This window comes from Paenibacillus sp. FSL E2-0201 (assembly GCF_037963325.1).
In the GTDB taxonomy this organism is placed as follows: domain Bacteria; phylum Bacillota; class Bacilli; order Paenibacillales; family Paenibacillaceae; genus Paenibacillus_AQ.
On record NZ_CP150154.1, the window covers coordinates 6,579,741 to 6,599,123 of the forward strand.

A 19,383-nucleotide genomic window follows, 5' to 3' on the forward strand; every position below is an offset into this window, starting at 1 on the left:
CGTCTAAGATATGAAATCAATATACACAATAGCCATTACCTATAATTAAAAAAGGTCTCAACCCCTATAATGAACTGTGACCCGTAAGATGGAAACTTTGAAAAAAGTGACCCTCTTACGGGTCATTTTGTGTTTTAATCGAAATATCGAAATAACGGAGGAAGCCTTCATGAATAACAAAACAAGAGGAAGCTCAAGGATATTCAACGAAAATGAGATCAAACAACTAGAGAACAATCCAAATGTAGAGAACGTGACGGAAAAGAGTATTACCTATTCACCAACGTTTAAGTTGGCTGCGGTTAAGGCCTATAAGGAAGGCCAAGCCCCAATGGAGATCTTCCTTAGCGCGGGATTTAACCTAGATATTATCGGTCGCAAGAAGCCTAAGCATTGCCTAACCCGTTGGCGTAATACGTATAATGCTCTGGGAGAGGCTGGACTACTAGAGGAACAACGAGGAAAAGGATCCCCGGGCAGACGACCGGCAGGGGAACTTTCTACCGAGGAAAAGTTAAAACGTGCAGAAGCACGAATCAAGCTTCTGGAGATGGAGAACGACTTCTTAAAAAAGCTGGAGGCGCTCGAAAAGCAGAAGATGCAGAGGAAACGTTGACCCCCTCCGAGCGCTACGAAATTATTAACCAAACGATACGTAAGCACGGTCTGCAGCGAATGACGCGTTATTTGTGTAAGCTAGCTTGTGTGAGCTTAAGCGGATATTACCGTTGGCAAGTCGCTGAGGAAGCAAGACAGTTGCGAGAGAAGGCAGACGAACGAGACGCTTTCCTTATCAAGAAACACTATGACGCTTTGAATGGTAAAGCTGGAGCATTGGTCGTGAAGATGTGGCTGGAACGGGAGAATGGTATCATCATGAATCATAAAAAGATTCGAAGATTAATGCGAAAATATAAGCTTGTTGCTACGATCCGGCAAGCAAATCCCTATCGCAAGATGGCAAAAGCCACACAAGAGCACCAAACGTGTCCCAACCTACTCAAGCGCCAGTTTGACCAAGGAGAGCCTGAGAAAGTTCTGCTGACGGATATTACCTATATGCATTATGGTAATGGACAATGTGCTTATTTATCCGTGGTGAAAGACGGGGCTACGAGACAAATTTTAGCTCACTACCTCTCTTCTTCATTGGCTATGCCAATTGTAGAACGAACACTGGAGAAACTACTTGAACGACTGGATGGCAATATTCATCCAGAAGCCCTTTTACATTCGGATCAAGGAATGCACTATACTCACCCTAGATTCCGCCTTCTCGTACGCGAAGCTGGGTTTACACAGTCCATGTCACGGAAAGGGAACTGCTGGGATAACGCCGCCATGGAGAGCTTTTTTGGCCATATGAAGGATGATTTGGAGTACAAGACATGTATGACTCTCTTGGAATTACGAACAAAGGTTGATGACTATATCGCCTACTATAACTCCGAGCGATATCAATGGACATTAAAAAAGATGACTCCCGATGAATTCAGGAGTCACCTATTAATTGCTTCTTAAAGGTCTTCTTTTTTCAACTTTCCACAAATACGGTCACAGTTCATAACGGGGTTGAGACCTTTTTATCATGTATTACATCATTTTGATTTCAAGCAATTCATATTTGATGATACCCATTGGTGCGTTTACGCTAACGATATCCCCGATTTTTTTACCCAACAATTCCTTGCCCAGCGGGCTTTCATAGGAAATCTTGTTGTTCAGGACATCTGCTTCAGCAGCCCCTACAATTCTATATTCAATCTTCTCGGAGTATTCGATATCATTCAGAGTAACGATACAACCCATACTAACCTTCGAAAGATCCATCTGGCTCTCATCTACGATCTTCGCTTTGGTCAGCATTTTCTCCAAAATCATAATACGAGTCTCCATGAACGATTGATCGTCCTTGGCCGAATGGTACTCACTATTTTCCTTCAAGTCTCCATAGCTAATCGCCAATTTAAGCCGAGCTGCCAACTCCTTGCGCCCTGGACCCTTCAATTCCTTCAGTTCTTCCTCTAATTGAGCTAATCCTTCTTTGGTCAAGAACACTTCTTCATTAGACATGTATACAACTCCTATTTTGGATGCTTTATAATATTTTAACCTATATTTCACATTCGTGCGACAAGCATAAACGCCTTCGGCGTCCTTGTAAGGACGGCAAGCGTTTATGCGAGAAATATAAAAATTAAAGTATAGGTGCAAAACCTATACTTTCTTATATTTAAAGAAAAATCCCTGCCACAATTGAACCTTGGGCAAGGATGTCAATGCTGCATCATTATTCTGGCAAATGCTCTTTACAGAAAAGGAGCAATGCTGCTTCCTCGTCATCTTCCATATCGAAATCAAGCAATTGGCCTGTTGTTGTTTCTTGTAGGTCATAACTTACGATGCTAACCTGATCTTCATCCACTTTAATAATCGCTCTAGCGGAAACTCCGTTTTCTACATAGAGCTCATCATCTTCTGGAACATCCAGTTGAACCACGAATTCATACCGTTTACCGGTTAGTATACCAAAAGGATCTTTAACATTCTCCACGCTGTAGCTAGTAAATGTCAACATTGCTCAATCAACCTCTTTTCCTAATACCTGCCACGTCATTGTATCACAAAAAGCTGCATGAAGGGGTCAGCCCGTCCTCAAGCCATAGCTTTAGATTTCTTGATCTGTTTGCTTCGCAATTGTCCGCATGCAGCATCAATATCTACACCATGCTCCAGCCGAGTACTTACACTCACGCCCTGCTTCTTCAAAGTATCAAAAAAGGCCCGCACGGTCTCCCGCTCGCTTCTTTGATATTGGCTGTGCTCATCGACCGGATTATAAGGAATCAAGTTCACATTGACGAGCTGACGCCGATCGCCGATTAGTTCAGTCAGCTCAAGCGCATGCTCCTTGCCGTCATTTACATCCTTCATCAGAATGTACTCCAGCGTAATTCTGCGATTTGTTTTTTCCAAATAATAATCTATGGACTCCATTAGCTTCTCTATTGGAATTGCCTTGTTAATCTTCATAATCTTCGTCCGCAGCTCATTATTAGGCGCGTGAAGTGAAACTGCCAAGTTGACTTGTGTATTCGCATCAGCAAATTCAACGATCTTGTTAGCAAGCCCACTCGTCGATACAGTAATCCCTCTTCCTGCGATGGCTAGTCCCTTGTGATCCTTGATAATCGATAAGAAATCGAGCAAGTTATTAAAGTTGTCGAACGGTTCGCCAATCCCCATGACTACAACGTGACTAACCTTTTGTTCGAGATTTGCTGCATCCAAATGCTGTTGAACCTTCATAATTTGCTCTACAATCTCACCGCTGGAAAGATCGCGACTCTTCGCTAACAATCCGCTTGCGCAAAAGCTGCAGCCGATATTACATCCAACCTGCGTAGTGACACATACGGACAAGCCGTATTTCTGTCTCATGAGCACCGTCTCGATCAGGTTGCCATCCTTCAAACGGAACAGGAACTTAATCGTCCCATCCGCAGACTCCTGCTTCACATGTTCCTCCAACGTATGGATCACATAGTGCTGCTCCAATAATTCTACACAATCTTTATTTACATCGAGCATTTCTGAGAATTCTGTAATCCGCTTACGATAAAGCCAATCCCAGACCTGCGTAGCTCGAAATTTTTTATGTCCTCGTTCTAACAGCCATGCCGCCAGTTGATCAAAAGTTAATCCATAAATGGATTCCATATTCATTCGTTATCCTCTTTTCAAAACATTAAAGTTCAGTCCATCACTACTCATTGTCTCAAATTTTTTTTATTTAAACAAGGGGAGTTATAGCGTAGCGTCGAAGTTTACACCATTAGAAGTCCGTTCTATGAAATTACATCTGAGGAGAGATCGAATCAAATGAGCTCAACCACAATAAAAATCATCGGTTTTACCCTTCTAGCTGCCGTTCTAATCTTTGGCGGTTTTTTACTGTATATTACCATTACTGATTATAAGCCAAAGGAGACTACTCCGCTAACGGTAAACCATAATCAGGAACAAATGATGAAGCAGGGAGAACCTTTTGCGATAACCACCTTTAATATTGGCTATGCTGGACTGGATAAGGATCAGGACTTCTTTATGGATGGCGGCACCAAATCACGTTCAAGCAGCGAGGAACAAACGAAGACAAATTTGGAGGCAATAGCTTCTGTAATGACCACTTCAGGCTCGGATCTATTCATGTTGCAGGAGGTAGACATCGATTCTTCTCGTAGCAACCATATCGATGAGGTCTCCTTGCTATCTAATATTTTCTCTAATTACAGCAACGTATTCGCAACGAACTACAAGGTACCTTGGGTACCGATTCCTGTTCTTGATCCGATGGGCTCAGTGAATAGCGGTTTATTAACCTTATCTAAATTCGGCAGCACAAGTAACGTTAGATATGATCTTCCGGGAAAAGAAAGCTGGCCTCGTCAACTGTTTGAACTTGACCGCGCCTTTATGGAGAGCAGATTCCCCGTCGATAACGGGAAAGAACTGATCCTAATCAATCTTCATTTATCAGCCTTTGACCAAGGCGGAACGATTCGTAAGCAGCAGCTAGAATATCTTTCTACTTATATTCAGAGAGAGAATGATAAAGGCAATTACCTCATCTTAGGCGGGGACTGGAATCATTCTTTACCGGGCACAACCCCTGATGTTTTTGAGACCACACAAGCTTGGCCAGAATGGCTGCAGCAGTTCCCTGAAGATTTCAAACCGGAGGGCTTTCAGTGGGCTGTCGATGCTAAAATCCCGTCCGTCCGGACACTGGATGTAGCTTATTCAGAAGGTGTCAATTTCCGTGCTGTCATTGATGGCTTTCTAGTCTCTCCGAATATCACAATAAGTGGCGTACAGGGCCATGATCTATCCTTTGAACACAGCGATCATAATCCTGTAACAGCCACTCTTATTCTGCAGTAAGATTACAGCAATGATGTTATTTAAAAATGACGAACTTCATGTTCTTCCCTTTTAGATATTCTATGATAGCGGGCAACGCTTCTACGGTAATCTTCTTTTCGTGAAAAAGATATACGCCACCGGACGGATCAGTATGATGAACAAATTGAAGGACGTCTTCTGGGGTTTTGCGTCTCCAATCCTCAGAATCACGATTCCATAACAATACCTTCATCTGCTGTTCTGTTACTTTGGCTGCTAACTTATCATTAATCGCACCATATGGCGGCCGAAAAACAGTAATCGACATTTGCGTGATTTGCTCCAATGCCTTATTAGTATTCGCCAAATTATTCTGATTCCGCTTATCCCCATTGTCAGTCATCTTGCTGTGATCCCACGAATGACTTCCAATTGACATCTGATGCTCACTCGCATACTTAACCGCTTCCACATTATGAGCGACCTTATTCCCTATAAAAAAAAAGGTGGCTGCCACCTCATGCTCCACTAAGATATCTACGATTTCTTTCGTATACTTTGACGGGCCGTCATCAAATGACAAAGCCACGTAACCCTTTGGCAAACTATATGCATATTTATTCCCGGTTATTTCAATCTCCTCATATTGCTTTATTTGTTCTCGAGGAGGTTCCAAAGGTTCTGGCGTAGTCTCGGAAGGTTCAGAGGTAGGCTTATCTTGCTGATTGGGGGTCGCCTCTGTCTTACCAACACCAACAGGAGGGGTGAACGGTAGAGAGACAATTTGCTCGATCTTCTCAGCCCCGGCACCTAAAGCAGGTCCTTCCAACCCTTCTGCACGGTCCATATCTTGACCACCCATTCGAAGAGACAACAATACAAATACTAAACAAGCGAACAGGATACTCTGCAGTACCAGTCTTCCAATCCGTTTTTTGCTCTTCCTTCTTCTTGGCCTACGGGCTGGAGGTATAGAGGGTTGCGTCGTTTCAACAGCAATCTCTTCATGTACATGGGGATTGTCTACTTCCTTTAATTGAAGAAGCTGTGACACATAATATTCAGAACAAGCAAAATACAGGGTTTCGCTGAAGGTCTGGTTTATAATGACCAGTGTGCTGTAATAACTATTTCGAAAGGGATCCCATTTCGGATACAATGACAATCTCATTCTTTCCCCGAAATAGGGAGCCAGCGCGTTTAATTGTTCATATGTAAATTCATCTATGGTTAGCCTGCGTCTGGCATACCCGATATCACGGGTTAAACCTATCTCGATCTGATAACCGGTCTGTTCATGCTCAAGCGACAGCAACTCAATCATTAGAACAGCGCTCGGTTCATTCATTGCCATGAATCTTATGTATCTCCGTTGTCGTCATTTCTTCCCGCCAGCGTGCTTCCATTCCCAAAAGGGACGGTCATACGATTGGTAAAATCGCTGATCATACCGGAGAGATAGGCTTTTTCTTGGCGGATCGTATCGTATTTCTGTCTTAAATGCGCGTTCTCAGTTTCAATCCGTCCGAGTTTCTCTTCCAGATCATTCATCTTTTTAAGCTTCTCCGCATGAGCTTCGTTATGTTTTTGGATCAGATTTACATACTTTTGATGCTCTAAGTCGATAGTACTCTTTAATTCTTCAATCTCTGCAGTGAGGGTAGTCTGAAGCTCCCGATAATCCTCCAGCACTTGATCGACCTTCAAATTCTTCTCAATCAATTTATGCTCAAGCTCTCGTACGTTCTTCTCTCTTTCCTCAATCACTTTATTGAGGTTCTTCATGTCCCGGTTCAAACGTTCAACATGGCTGCTGGAATGCGTTAACCGATCCTGAAGTTCATTAATATTCGTCTCGGCATGCTGTCTGGCCTGAATAATCTGCTCCACGGAGAAGATCAAATCAAGTGATTTTTTATCAAGCGGAGCTTTTCCCGTAGTAACCACTCCTGCTAAAGTCTCGCCAGTGATCTGGTCCTCTACTTCCTCACCCTGCTCTTCTGATAATTGCACCTTTTGAACCATACCCGGTTTGGACTGCTTATCCACTGAGTCTTTCTTTTTAAAAAAGGGAGAAATCATTGATCTTATCACCTCAATTATAAAAAAATGTCAAAAAATGTCGAGTGCCCACGAGTCTATTATAGTTTACTTATCTTGTCTGTAAGTGAGCCTTTATATCTAACTTTTTGAATTGGATCAAAAGACCTAAATTGTTGCCATTAACAAGAAAAAAGCACCCTTGCGGGTGCTCTGGTTTCAATTAAATTTATCAGGGAATTGTTTAACAATCCCTTCGGTTAGTATATCTCCAAACATAATCATATGCTCCAGCCCTTTATCGAAAGCAACGATTTCGGCATCCCAATCCTTTTTAACCCTAGCTGTCACATCATCTGTAATTAGCTCCAGATGCTCATGAAGCATCTCTTTCAATTGTTCATACGAATATTTGGGATTCTGTGCGCTAAGAAACTTAGCAATGTCGTCGGCGTTGTTATACCATTCTTTATTGTATTTTTCCAAATCTGCCTGATTACCTGCCAGTACAGCGGCAACTACCTTTCCGGCAATCAGGATATGCTCCCTCAATAATTGGGCTAGCTTATCTCCTACCGCCTCACCGTAATACGGCTTATACACATTCCCTATCTCCTGCTGATTCTGCAGCAGCCTTGCCAGTACCTTCTCTTTGTCCTCGGAATTTGCAAAGGCGCTAACTATGTAATTTTTCGTCCAAATCACATGGTCACTCCATAATTTCCTAAGGTTATCTTTAAGCTCTATTACGGAGGGTGTAAAGCATTGCTTATGTGAGCTCTTTTTTTCTTTGGCTGCAGCATCGGCAGTTGCGGGCATTACACTCACAACAAGGAACATACACAACAAAGTTAGCTTCGCAATCAAAAACTTAGACTTCAATATGACCTATCTCCTTTAAATATCTATTAACTATCTTGTATAGTGTGTACCGATGTTCTTATTTCATTCCTATCTTCTTTTACATAAAAAAAAGCACCGTCATTGGACGGCGCCTCTTCTTTATGTTTATCTAAACATCACTTTATCTACATTGTATTTAGACTTAAATTCATTAATGATATACGTTTCATAAATTTCTCTATGAACAGGGCTTTCGATCAAACATACATCAATTCTGGTGACCTCGTCCCGGTGCAGCTTGATATCAGATACGGTATCTTCGAAATGTTTTTTGATTCTTGGTCTTAGCTTTCTCGCTTTACCTACAAACAACAACTCATCTTGGTCATTGTAGAACATAAAGATACCGCCGTAGTCTCTTGGAATCAGGTGAAAATCAGTGAATCCGTAAATGTTGCTTAACTGCGGGTTAATTTGTTTAGTAATACTAACATCCACATTGGGCATAGTTATGTTGATCATTTTAGCTCACGTCCTCTTTCTATATAGGAGTAAATAGTATCATAAGTTAGCCTTTTATTCTATCTTTCACAATGAACCTTGCTCAAAAGGAGTAGTGGGAATTGGACCCATTAACACACTCGTATTTTACCACTGCTTGAAACCACAAGTTCTTTGGTTAAATTCAACATTTCATTCTGGATGAAAAATACAATATAAGTTAATTATAAAGTTCTGCTGGAAATATTACTAAAAAATATGACATTATTCAGAACCTTCTCATCAAAGGGTTGTGATTTTCCTCATGAGGGTATTATAAATATTAAGGTAGTGTAGTGTGGTATTAGCATCATGAAAAGAGCAATTAGCATCTAGGAGGATTTGATTCATGTCAGCAACAGACAGGCAAAAAATTGTAGATAGTGTCCCGCAAACCGGATTTTTTGGACATCCAAAGGGACTGTTCACGCTTTTCTTTACTGAATTTTGGGAACGTTTTTCTTATTATGGCATGAGAGCAATCCTTGTTTACTACATGTATTATGAAGTAAGCAAAGGCGGACTCGGATTTCCAGAGGATATGGCCCTTTCGATTATGTCTATCTACGGCTCACTCGTATATATGTCCGGAATTATAGGCGGATGGCTTGCCGATCGGATTTTCGGTACTTCGAAGGCTGTCTTTTACGGTGGCGTTCTAATTATGTTCGGGCATATTTTACTGGCGATACCGGGAAATGCCACGTTATTCTTTGCTTCGATGATTATGATCGTGCTTGGAACCGGACTTCTTAAGCCCAATGTATCAAGTATTGTAGGGGAGATCTATAGCGAACAAGATAACCGCCGCGACGCTGCTTTCAGCATTTTTTATATGGGTATTAACCTTGGCGGATTCCTCTCTCCACTGATTGTAGGCGCTGTGGGTATGAATAATTTCCATCTAGGCTTCTCGATTGCCGCAGTCGGGATGTTTATCGGGTTAGTTGTTTACGTATTGACTCGCACCAAAAACCTAGGTCTGGCGGGTACGATTGTACAAAACCCGATTCCAGCCGAACAAAAGAAAAAATTATTTACTTGGATCGGTATTGGATTAGTTGTGCTTGCTGTAGTAGTTACGGTCGGCATACTTACTGGAATACTCACCTTTGAGACATTTATTAAGATCGTAGGGGTGTTAGGGCTTCTTATTCCTACAATGTACTTCATTGTGATGTACCGTAGTCCCAAGACAACCGCTGTAGAGCGATCACGGATTCTCGCGTACATCCCTTTGTTTATCGCCTCGATTATGTTCTGGGCCATTCAGGAACAAACTTCAACAGTTCTAGCAAGCTTTGCGGATAAGCGCACCCAATTGGACTTTGCGGGTATACACATTTCTCCGGCTTGGTTCCAGTCGCTTAACCCGCTGTTTATTATCGCCCTTGCACCTGTATTTGCCTGGATTTGGTTAAAGCTCGGTAACCGTCAACCAACGATTCCTCAAAAGTTCTCGCTTGGATTATTGTTTGCCGGTCTGTCTTTCCTGGTCATTCTGGTACCTGCATATTTCGGTGGAACTAATTCACTTGTAAATCCATTATGGCTAGTGCTAAGCTATTTCATCGTCGTCATTGGGGAGCTATGCTTGTCACCCGTTGGCCTCTCGGCAACGACCAAACTGGCACCCGCTGCTTTTACTGCTCAGATGATGAGCATGTGGTTCTTGTCCAATGCTGCTGCGCAAGCTATTAATGCTCAGATTGTGAAGTTCTATACTCCGGATACCGAAATGCTGTACTTTGGAGTTATTGGTGGAGTTGCCATTGTGCTCGCGGTAATTCTCTTCCTGTTCTCTTCTAAGATTCAGAATTTCATGAAGGGGATAAGATAAACATATAAGGCTGCCGAGATATCTCGGCAGCCTTTTTTGAATCAATATCCAGGTCTACACCAGAAACATAGCAACGATCGTTGTAACTATCAGCCCAATCAGTACTGGTTTAACGTTACGTCTGGCAAGCTCAAATGGACTTACGCCACAGATGGCGGCGGCTGGAATCAATGCCCATGGGATTAACGTCCCTCCACCAACCCAAATGGCAGATACTTGACCGAGGGCAGTTAAAGTAGCTGCGTCGGAGTGTGTAGCAACAGCGAATAATTTTCCGATGGACCCCGCCAGTGAAATTCCCGAGAACCCTGAACCATCAAGACCCGTAATGGCTCCTGTTATGGTGGCAGTCACAGCACCTACAGCACCATTTAGAGGAACATTATGCGCGAGAGCAACTCCTAGATCATTTACAATCCCCTGCGATGCAGCAGGTAAAACTTTGCCGAACAATTCAGCAAAGGCCGAATCCCCCAGATAGAAGAATGCAGCAATCGGAATCACCGGACCGAATACTTTGAAACCGAATGTAAGCCCATCGATCAAATATGAGGTGACTTGCTCCAGTCCTTTATTACGATGTGCAAGCAATGTTACTACGACCAAGATGAACACAGCAGTCCCACCCACTAAGGCAGTTGCGTCTCCACCCTGTAAATCCAGTAGAAACATACCTGCTACATCAGCTAAAAATAGAAGAGGGATAACGATAGCCAGCCATTTCTTCAGTGTGGGAGAAATCACCGTCTGACCTTCTACTTTATCATTCTCCGCAGCTAGCGCACTCGCGGCATTCTTCCCGGATATCAGTCCGTCTCGCCAAGTACCGTTCTTCTGATCTCTTCGCATCATCCAATAAGCTGTTACCGTAGTGACAACACCCATCACTATGACAAGTGGGATACTTGCTTCCATGACACTACTTACCGGAAGTCCTGCCGCATCTGCCGTTAATTTGGGTGCACCTTGAATGATATAGTCTCCCGATAGCGCAATTCCGTGACCGAATAAGTTCATCGCCATCGCTGCTCCGAGTGCAGGCAGTCCTACACGAATCGCTACGGGCAGCAGCACAACCCCAATCAAAGCCACAGCTGGCGAAGGCCAGAAGAACCAAGATGTCACCATCATAATGAGGCCAATTCCCCAAAAGGCTATAAACGGTGTACGTAAAAACCGGGTAAGCGGCGCTACCATCGTCTCGTTAATTCCGGTTTGGGTTAATACTCGGCTCATGGCTACAATGATGGAAATAATCATAATCGTACCCATTAGCTCCTTGGTTGCATATACAAAAGAGTTGAATACGCCTGTGACCGAGCCACTAATCGTTTCTGTTGCGAGCCAGCCAAGTACAAAGATGCCTGCAATACAGATCATCGTTGTATCCCGCCGCCTAATCAGAAGTGCCATAATGAACACGATGAATGCCAGATATACATAATGTAGCGCTGTTAATTGGATGCCCATCTCTGAACCACACCCTTCTCCTGCTTACAAGTGCTATATGTTATGCAGGGAAGTAGGCTAATGTTCGGTAGAGATGGACGCTTAAAAAAACCGCCCTACGTGTAGAGAGAATCTACGCATGAGACGGCTTTCTTAGTATTTCTTATTTAGAAATTTATTATTTAGCCACGACTCCGCCATCAACTGGCAGCTCAACGCCTGTAATGTATGAAGCTTCATCAGAAGCCAAGAACAATACAGCTTTAGCTACTTCAGAAGCACGTCCAACGCGTGGCAATGCAGTCTGGGACATAAAGAAGCTATGCATTTTTTCGTTATTTACAAATTCAGCACTCATTGGGGTTTCGATAAATCCAGGGTGAACAGAGTTCACGCGAATGTTGTCTTTACCAAAATCTACAGCCGCTGCTTTACTCAGCATACGAACGGCACCTTTTGAAGCTGTATAAGCGCCGGCACCGCTGCTGCCAGTCAAACCTGCGATGGAGGAGATATTGACGATGGAACCACCTTTATTGTTCTTCATTTGAGGAACAACATGTTTCATGCCAAGAAATACACTGCTCACGTTAATGTTCATTACTTTGTTCCATTGATCAACAGTGGATTCAAGCAATTGAACTGGGAACGAGATCCCTGCGTTATTTACTAGGATGTCAATTTTCCCAAATTTGCTAATCACATCTTCTACAACTTTGATCCAGTCTTCTTCAGAAGCTACATTATGTGCATAAGCTGCTGCTTGTCCACCATTGGCTTCGATTTCTTTTACAACTGCTTGTACAGCAGCTTCGTTAATATCAGTTGCTACAACTGTAGCACCTTCTTTGGACAATAAAAGGGCTTCTTCACGACCCATGCCACTGCCTGCACCTGTAATTATTGCTACTTTATTAGTTAGACGATTCATAATTAAGTCTCCTCTATAATCGTATTGTGATATAATAATTCGAGTGATGATAGTCACACTATCACTGTGATATTTATCATATCATTTTTACGAAATAACTACAACCTCTCCTTGCTTAATCCAATAAACGGTGGATATAATACTAATAATTAAAAAACCTAATCAAAAATGGAAGGGTCTATCCCTCATGAATCCTAAAGCACGCTATGAAAAAGAACGATCCGACGGTAAACAGCAGCGATTATGTACAATTCTTGAATCCGCAGAACGAATATTTTCGCAAAAAGGAATCGAAAAGTCGACGATGCAAGATGTCGCAACTGAAGCGAATATCGGTATTGCGACTCTCTTTCGATATTTTCCTAGAAAAGAAAAACTCATCGTGGCTGTGGCCACCCGAATGCTCGAGCCGATGCTCGATTATTTTAAGTACGTAGCTGACTTGCCACTTAACTGTCTTGAAAAGATCGAGATGTTGTTTGATTTCTTTATTCAGGATCAAAATCATTTAAGCATTATCTTTATGGTCAATTTTGAAAGCTACGCCTCTCACTTAAATGAGCCTGTTGAGGATGTTCTTGATTTCAATGCATTGAACCGCAAGATTTGGCATGAGTACTCCAGAATCATTCAAAACGGGGTAGAAGACGGTTCTATTCGAGCTGATCTCCCCGTGAAAGAGACCTTAATCACGCTGATGAACAGCTTTGCTCTCTTTTCCAGAAAGCTGACGATGAAGAAGAACATCCTCCTGTTGGAATCGGATTTAGACTCCGACAAGCAGCTTGAGCTTCTTAAACAAATCTTTCTGGATCATTTAAAAGCCTAAAAAGCGCCAGTTTCCTTATGAGGGAAACTTGGCGCTTTTTAAGTTGAATCGTTCGCCATACCTCACCAGTTCTTCGAAAGGGAGCGTATATAAAACGAGATGATTCACGATGGACTTCGATGCACCCGGCAAAGAAGCGAATTTAGAGAATAAGCGATCCAGATCCGCTTGATCCGAAGGTGCCCAGAACTGAATCTGCAGCACATCAGGATTATTTTCTTTGATCAGGTGGTTGAGCGCCCTTAACCCCTTGATAAACAAGGTGGTTGCTCTATATTCTTGCTGGATAAAGGCCACTTCAATCTGACAAATATGCTTATCTTCATAATCAGCAGCCCCTGTTCCATAAACAAAACCAACAGCGGCAGCGATTTCATAAGAATCTTCATCAATAATGACCATAGCCTTACCCAATACAAGCGGACTACTTATAAAACTAAGCTTCATAGCAAATGAATAAGGCAGGTTTAGTTCATCATGGTGCCTAATCAGAAACGTAATATACGTTTCATAATCCATTTCAAGATTACAGGTACGAAATAGAAAGGGCATAATTACGCTCCAGCTCTTACTGCATCATTAACTGCGACGATTTTGACAATTTTACCGCCACTTTTTTCAATTCCAGTTTTTGGAGGGATCATTGTATAAACCTCCTTTCTTACAAATAATGTGATTATTTTCCTAGTATACCCTTCCAAATTGTGCTAGTAAAGCTCTAATTGATGAGATTTCGGTGCTGTAAATATTCTCTTTGCCGAGTTCTCCTTCACGCGTGTAGCTTAGCTTTGCGAATTTAGAATACAACTTTTGCAAGTAGGCATTATCGTTGAGAGCCGCGAAGCGAAACTCCTCTGTTTCTGGATGATCCTGAATAATTTGCTCAATCAAACCGTTAAAGCCTCGAATAAAGACTCGAGTGTTGCGATGAGCTCTATCGAGAATAACATTATCCACATAGGCCACATGCTTATCCTCGAAATGAAGATCAGGTGTACCCTGATAATAGGCAGCAATAGCAATAACTTGTCCGTTTATATCCATTATATTAAGAATTTGTCCCTCAGATAGGTAAGAGTAGATCAATGCAATCATATCAACTGTCGTAAATCCGGGATGCAAATCACGCCTGTTGTTCAGAATAAAAAGACTTGCCTTGGCGTAATCCGCATCATTCTCACAGCGTTTAGTAACTATAGACACTTGCATCCCTCATCCCCTCATATTCGATTTACTAGCGTCTGTCCAACCGTTTCTAGAATATGCGGGTACCTCGTGGTCAATTCCAAGAAGGCCTCTCTGCGTAAGGATAGTAAAAGCGAGGGCTCTAAGGCCTGTACACTCGCTGTTCGCAGAACGTCTGCTAATAAAGCAATTTCGCCAAAATGATCTCCATCCTCCAAAACGGCTACTCGATGATTCTCTGCACCCGAGATTTGCTTCAAGATCTCAAATCTACCACGAATGATAATATAGAACTTATCTCCATGATCTCCTTCTTGTACGATGGTATCCCCTTCTTTGCAGGTCTCACTGGAGAAAAGCTTCGCGATACTTTCCAGTTCAGAAAACTCAACTCCCGCAAAGAATGGAAACTTAGCCAAACGATTGACATCAATCGTTGCATGAAGCCCATCTGGTGATAGCCTAAACCCATGCTGCTTCTCCCACATTTCAAGATAAAGGCCCTCTCGTTGCATAAGCTCTTGGTGTGTACCTGTATCTAGGATCTTACCGTCCTTAAAGACGAAAATAACATCTGCATCAACAATCGACGATAATCTGTGGGTCACAGATATAATAGTTTTCTGCTTTCTGAGCTGCTCAATGGACTGATTGATATCCGCTTCAGTCGAAGGATCTAAGGCTGAGGTGATCTCATCGAGCAGCAGAATCTTTGGATTTCTTAATAAAGCTCGTGCTATCGAGATGCGCTGACGTTGACCTCCCGATAAGGAGGAGCCTTCGCTATGTATGAGCGTATCGTAGCCTTCCGGCCAGCTAACAATGGTCTCGTGAATTCTTGCCAACTGAGCGGCTTCAAACAACTCTTCTTCTGTAGCCTCACGATTATCCAGTAAAAGATTATCTCGTACGCTTGCCTCAAATAAATATGTATTCTGTGAAACAATACCCACTTGTTCTCTTAGAGAGGCTTCGCTTACCAGACGCAAATCGGTGTGATCAATCGTCACATAGCCACTCTTCGGATCATAAAAACGAGATAACAGCTGTAAGGCCGTACTCTTACCCGATCCACTTGGTCCTACGAAGGCGGCAAAGCTCCCAGCTGTAATACTCAAGGTTATCTCTGTTAACTGATTTGTCTCTTCGGTATACCCGAAGGTCACCTTGTTCATCTGGATCTCTTGTTCAAAGGGGCCGAGGGCTATCGGTGAAGCGGCCTCCGGAACATCCGGCTGATAATCAAACAATTCGCTAATCCGTTTGATGCTTATACTGGATTCTATAATATCCGGAATGATAAATGATAGATTCGCACCTGACTGCCCGACACTCATAAACAGAGTAAAGAAAGCAATGAAACCACCCACGCTCATCTCACCTTGAAAGATCAGATAGCCTCCAAAGCCAATCATAGTCCCGTTTAAGATCAACAAAGCTGTCAAAGGCAGTCTTTCCATTAAAGAACCCGTAACATCCACTTTTAATCCAAACGTAAATAATTGACTGATCTGCTTCTCGGCACGTTGACGAAACCGATTCTGTTGATGAAGCGCTCTTATCGTCTGATGCCCTTTCACGGCTTCATCCATTGTGTTCGCAAATTGCTCCTGTGCTTCTTTATAACGAGTATTTGCCGCTTCCGCACGCCCTTGCAAAAGTTTGGGGCCGACAAACATTAAGACTGAGCCGAGCAGCATTGCAAAAGCAAGCTTCCATTGGATGGAGAATAGTACGATTAGACCGAGCAGTGTGCTGAGACCTTCTTTGAGGCTATAGGGGACAGAGCTGTAAATGATTTTTTCAATAGAGGACATATCGGATGAGAATCGAGTGACTAGATCGCCTACCCGATAACGTTGAAAGAAAGGAAAGGTTTGTTTCTGAATATGGTTGAATAGTTGACTACGAAGTCTCTGCACCACTCGCCCACTTAGCTTGGAAAGCGCATAATCGCCTCCCAATCCTGCAGCAATACTAAGCGAGCCCCCCATCACCAAAATACCTAATATGATAAAAAAAACTTGAACATCTCTAGGTGTGAAAGCTAAGTCGACCAAATATTGTAGACTAAGCGGTGCAGCTACTGCATAGGCAACTTCAATGAATAAGCCGAGTAAAAAAACTGTAGCTAAAGTCTTGTATGAGCTGAAATACCGCCAAATTGTACGCACAAACTGCAATCCTACCCCCCGCCTTTCAGTAGGTCTAGATTACAATAGATGGTACATACTGTAAACGAATTTCGACTTAAAATTCAAATTATGCTAGTGAAAAGGACAGATAGCCACAGGTGATCGCTGATAAAGGAAACGAGGGCTGTAATCATATTCTTTCAGCTTACTGTCATGCCAAATCGGTGTGGACGACGGAGACATAGGGGGAATCAGCCATGACCAGCGTCCCGAAACCTGACGTCCATGTCCCTGCTCCTGCTCTTGAAATCTCACAAATTGATCAGCTGCTGTATGGTGATCAACGATACTGACCCCAGCTTGCTTAAAGGAATACAGTACTGCACGATTCAACTCAAGAAGCGCCCGATCCTTCCAAAGCGTAGTGTTACTGGAACGGTCCAGTCCCATCAGATCAGCTACAGCCGGCAAAGCGTTATATCGTCCAGTATCGCCCAGATTACGCGAGCCAATTTCGGTTTCCATATACCAGCCGTTAAAAGGAGCCGCGGGGTATAGAATCCCGCCAATCTCCAACTGCATGTCTGAAATGATCGGTACAGAATACCAGCGAAGCTGAAGCTCTGCAAAACGTTCAATTTCGGGATGAGTTAACGGCACCTCCTGAATGAGCTGTTGAGGAATAGGAAATACATGGGGATGCCCATTGCCTATGCTGATTACTAGCGGCAATACATCATAATTGCCCCTTGTTCCCTGCCAGCCTAGTTGTTGGCACACTTTCGTAAATTCATCCGATGCCGGATCACCAGCGCGTTCATGTTCAGCATCACCAGGATATCCCGCGTAACGAATCAATTGATGGTTCCAAATCCGGATTCTCCGATCAGGAGCTTCCCCGCTGCGGAAGACCGTGATAAGCGAACGAATACGTCCTCCATTATTCGCCTTTTCCAGATGTCGCAGCAAAGCTTCAGCAACATCCTCCTCGGTCTCTGCCAGACGTTCATCCATCAGCTCAATGGATTGCCAAAAGAGGCGGCCGATGCAGCGGCTATTATGTCGCCAAGCCATTCTTGCCCCATGAGCCAGCTCTTCCGTTGTATGTGTGTAACTCCCGGATTGATTAATTTCTTCTCGTACGGCTTGGATGCGTTGATCCATCTCAGCTTCAGTCTTATCAAGTTCAGCGTAACATTGTCGAATGAAAGCCTCCGCCTGCCGGGTTAACTCTTCAATGTCCTTACCATTCATATCGTTTATCTCCCATCCAAGCTCTTGCCAGAACCTTCAATCCAGTATACCATCCTCAATCCTAAGCTACATCCTTAAGGAGATAGTACATGAGAGTGCATGAGAACAACCCGTGAAGCTTAGTCGCTTCACGGGTTGTAGCAGGAACATCTAGCGTTCTGAAAGTTTCCCTTGCGTCTTCAATGCAGCAAGCCTGCTCTTATCCTCGGCCAGCAGTTCTTCAGCCAACTCCACACCTTGGGGGCCTAATGAGGCCTGAGCTTGTTCTACCGCCTGTTCGGTATGCGCCAAACGGTTCTCAGCCTGTGCCAAAGTCTGTTCTGTTGGATGACTAAGCGCCTGAGAGACAGAGAAATGAAGCTTGCCTAAAGCATTTTTGGCTTGAGTTACATTGTCGTTCGCTTGCAGACTGGAATCGGGTTGTTTCATAAATGAAATTCGCTCCCTTCTGAAATGCGCCTGTTCCCTTCTAGCATGGTTTAGGATAAGTAACTTTATGCATTACACCTTATTGGATAATGGATTGCATGAAAGTAGTCATTTCTTTGCTGGCCTTATTTAAGCGTTCAATCACCCCGCTGAATTCAGTGACCAGCTCTGCTTGTGCGTGTGAAGATGCGGAGATCGATTCAATTTCCAGCTCCATCTGTTTAATGGACTTTTGAACATCACTGAGTGATTTTTCAATATTATGGGTTGCTTCTTTGGTATTTACGGATAGTTTTCGTACTTCCTTAGCCACAACGCCAAAGCCCGCCCCCTGCTCTCCTACACGCGCAGCTTCAATGGCAGCATTTAGTCCTAGCAGGTTCGTCTGCTCAGAAATCTCACGAATGAAGCTGGTAACCTTATTCACTTCTTGAGACTCTGTTACCGCTCTACGTGTATTATCTAATATTTGCTGCGAGGTGGCCGATAATTCTTGAGATTGTGCGGCTACGCTCTGAACCATATCCATTAGGTGATTGCTTATCCCATTAATCTCATTTGTAAATACTTCAAGCTTATTCTCGTTCTCCAGTGTGTAGGCAATTGCGAACACGCCTACTACCTCGTTGTCTGTTCCATATATAGGCACACATGTTGAAATTACAGGAGATCCATAAATTTCTGCTGGAATCCGGTTAAAGCTAACCTCACCTTTCAATCCATTTGAAAGCGTTAGGTCTTCAGGCGGAATAGGACTTCCTTTGGCCAGTCCAAAATCAATGGCATTACTGGGAGTATAATACTGGAAGATTTCCCTGTCCGTAATACCGATCATAATATCTTGCGAGTGAATCTTTTTGAAATAAGGTGCTGCGAGGACTAAGGCATCGATAATACTCATCTGTTCATCTCCCATTAAGTAAATGTATATGTAAGTTTATCGACACAATGAGTGACATAATGAATATTGTCATATTAAAGTAACAATCCTATCGTAGGATGG

At 43.1% G+C, this 19,383-nt stretch carries 19 protein-coding genes; 4 read left to right on the forward strand and 15 right to left on the reverse strand.

All coding sequences use genetic code 11. From position 1 onward, the window contains the following. Nucleotides 1-169: 169 nt before the first annotated feature. A protein-coding gene (locus NSU15_RS29625) for an IS3 family transposase (RefSeq protein WP_139328450.1) occupies nt 170-1,521 on the forward strand; the annotation gives its coding sequence in 2 pieces (ribosomal slippage) (nt 170-557 and nt 557-1,521; 1,353 coding nt in all). A 72-nt stretch (nt 1,522-1,593) separates the two neighbouring features. Here the strand turns inward: NSU15_RS29625 and greA are convergent. The 3 genes from greA to rlmN form a co-directional block, all read right to left on the reverse strand. Further along, nucleotides 1,594-2,073 carry a transcription elongation factor GreA gene (gene greA, locus NSU15_RS29630; RefSeq protein ID WP_339288544.1) on the reverse strand — a complete coding sequence of 160 codons (480 nt, stop codon included), beginning with the start codon at nt 2,071-2,073 and terminating at the stop codon, nt 1,594-1,596. A 217-nt stretch (nt 2,074-2,290) separates the two neighbouring features. Beyond that, nucleotides 2,291-2,578, reverse strand: coding sequence for a DUF6509 family protein (locus NSU15_RS29635; RefSeq protein WP_339288545.1), 288 nt, complete (start codon nt 2,576-2,578; stop codon nt 2,291-2,293). 77 nt (nt 2,579-2,655) lie between these two features. Then, entirely contained in the window at nt 2,656-3,726 is a 1,071-nt protein-coding gene (gene rlmN, locus NSU15_RS29640; protein WP_076121606.1) for a 23S rRNA (adenine(2503)-C(2))-methyltransferase RlmN, read from the reverse strand. 156 nt (nt 3,727-3,882) lie between these two features. Between rlmN and NSU15_RS29645 the strand changes: the two genes are divergently transcribed. Continuing rightward, nucleotides 3,883-4,944 carry an endonuclease/exonuclease/phosphatase family protein gene (locus NSU15_RS29645; RefSeq protein ID WP_076121608.1) on the forward strand — a complete coding sequence of 354 codons (1,062 nt, stop codon included), beginning with the start codon at nt 3,883-3,885 and terminating at the stop codon, nt 4,942-4,944. A 16-nt stretch (nt 4,945-4,960) separates the two neighbouring features. Here the strand turns inward: NSU15_RS29645 and NSU15_RS29650 are convergent, their stop codons facing one another. From NSU15_RS29650 to NSU15_RS29665, 4 genes are all read right to left on the reverse strand, one after another. Next, nucleotides 4,961-6,253 carry a polysaccharide deacetylase family protein gene (locus tag NSU15_RS29650; protein ID WP_339288546.1) on the reverse strand — a complete coding sequence of 431 codons (1,293 nt, stop codon included), beginning with the start codon at nt 6,251-6,253 and terminating at the stop codon, nt 4,961-4,963. An 11-nt stretch (nt 6,254-6,264) separates the two neighbouring features. Further along, nucleotides 6,265-6,954: a hypothetical protein gene (locus NSU15_RS29655; RefSeq protein WP_339288547.1), complete on the reverse strand. Its 690-nt coding sequence runs from the start codon at nt 6,952-6,954 to the stop codon at nt 6,265-6,267. A 210-nt stretch (nt 6,955-7,164) separates the two neighbouring features. After that, a complete protein-coding gene (locus NSU15_RS29660) occupies nt 7,165-7,764 on the reverse strand; it encodes a glycosyltransferase (RefSeq protein ID WP_249923664.1) in 600 nt (199 codons plus the stop codon). Between the two features lie 189 nt (nt 7,765-7,953). After that, nucleotides 7,954-8,310, reverse strand: coding sequence for a nucleotide excision repair endonuclease (locus tag NSU15_RS29665; RefSeq protein WP_042131559.1), 357 nt, complete (start codon nt 8,308-8,310; stop codon nt 7,954-7,956). A gap of 367 nt (nt 8,311-8,677) precedes the next feature. On the opposite strand from NSU15_RS29665, the gene NSU15_RS29670 reads away from it, so the two are divergent. Further along, nucleotides 8,678-10,168 carry a peptide MFS transporter gene (locus tag NSU15_RS29670; RefSeq protein ID WP_042131563.1) on the forward strand — a complete coding sequence of 497 codons (1,491 nt, stop codon included), beginning with the start codon at nt 8,678-8,680 and terminating at the stop codon, nt 10,166-10,168. Nucleotides 10,169-10,222: 54 nt separating this feature from the next. On the opposite strand, the gene NSU15_RS29675 is transcribed toward NSU15_RS29670, so the two are convergent. Together NSU15_RS29675 and NSU15_RS29680 are read right to left on the reverse strand one after the other, a co-directional pair. Continuing rightward, entirely contained in the window at nt 10,223-11,638 is a 1,416-nt protein-coding gene (locus NSU15_RS29675; RefSeq protein ID WP_076121614.1) for a hypothetical protein, read from the reverse strand. Nucleotides 11,639-11,795: 157 nt separating this feature from the next. After that, a complete protein-coding gene (locus NSU15_RS29680) occupies nt 11,796-12,548 on the reverse strand; it encodes an SDR family NAD(P)-dependent oxidoreductase (RefSeq protein ID WP_339288549.1) in 753 nt (250 codons plus the stop codon). Between the two features lie 187 nt (nt 12,549-12,735). Between NSU15_RS29680 and NSU15_RS29685 the strand changes: the two genes are divergently transcribed. After that, entirely contained in the window at nt 12,736-13,377 is a 642-nt protein-coding gene (locus NSU15_RS29685; protein WP_339288550.1) for a helix-turn-helix domain-containing protein, read from the forward strand. A 15-nt stretch (nt 13,378-13,392) separates the two neighbouring features. Here NSU15_RS29685 and NSU15_RS29690 read toward each other — a convergent pair whose 3' ends face one another. The 6 genes from NSU15_RS29690 to NSU15_RS29715 form a co-directional block, all read right to left on the reverse strand. Next, complete coding sequence (locus NSU15_RS29690) at nt 13,393-13,929, reverse strand: hypothetical protein (protein ID WP_339288551.1); 537 nt, start codon at nt 13,927-13,929, stop codon at nt 13,393-13,395. Nucleotides 13,930-14,061: 132 nt separating this feature from the next. Continuing rightward, nucleotides 14,062-14,586, reverse strand: a complete 525-nt coding sequence (locus NSU15_RS29695) for a hypothetical protein (protein WP_339288553.1) — start codon at nt 14,584-14,586, stop codon at nt 14,062-14,064. An 11-nt stretch (nt 14,587-14,597) separates the two neighbouring features. Beyond that, nucleotides 14,598-16,736 (reverse strand): ABC transporter transmembrane domain-containing protein, encoded by a 2,139-nt coding sequence (locus NSU15_RS29700; protein WP_339288554.1) that lies wholly within the window; start codon nt 16,734-16,736, stop codon nt 14,598-14,600. A gap of 93 nt (nt 16,737-16,829) precedes the next feature. Next, nucleotides 16,830-17,951, reverse strand: a complete 1,122-nt coding sequence (locus NSU15_RS29705) for a nitric oxide synthase oxygenase (protein ID WP_339288555.1) — start codon at nt 17,949-17,951, stop codon at nt 16,830-16,832. A 150-nt stretch (nt 17,952-18,101) separates the two neighbouring features. Next, nucleotides 18,102-18,380, reverse strand: a complete 279-nt coding sequence (locus NSU15_RS29710) for a hypothetical protein (protein WP_042131567.1) — start codon at nt 18,378-18,380, stop codon at nt 18,102-18,104. A gap of 79 nt (nt 18,381-18,459) precedes the next feature. Then, nucleotides 18,460-19,281: a methyl-accepting chemotaxis protein gene (locus tag NSU15_RS29715; protein WP_339288556.1), complete on the reverse strand. Its 822-nt coding sequence runs from the start codon at nt 19,279-19,281 to the stop codon at nt 18,460-18,462. Nucleotides 19,282-19,383 lie beyond the last annotated feature (102 nt).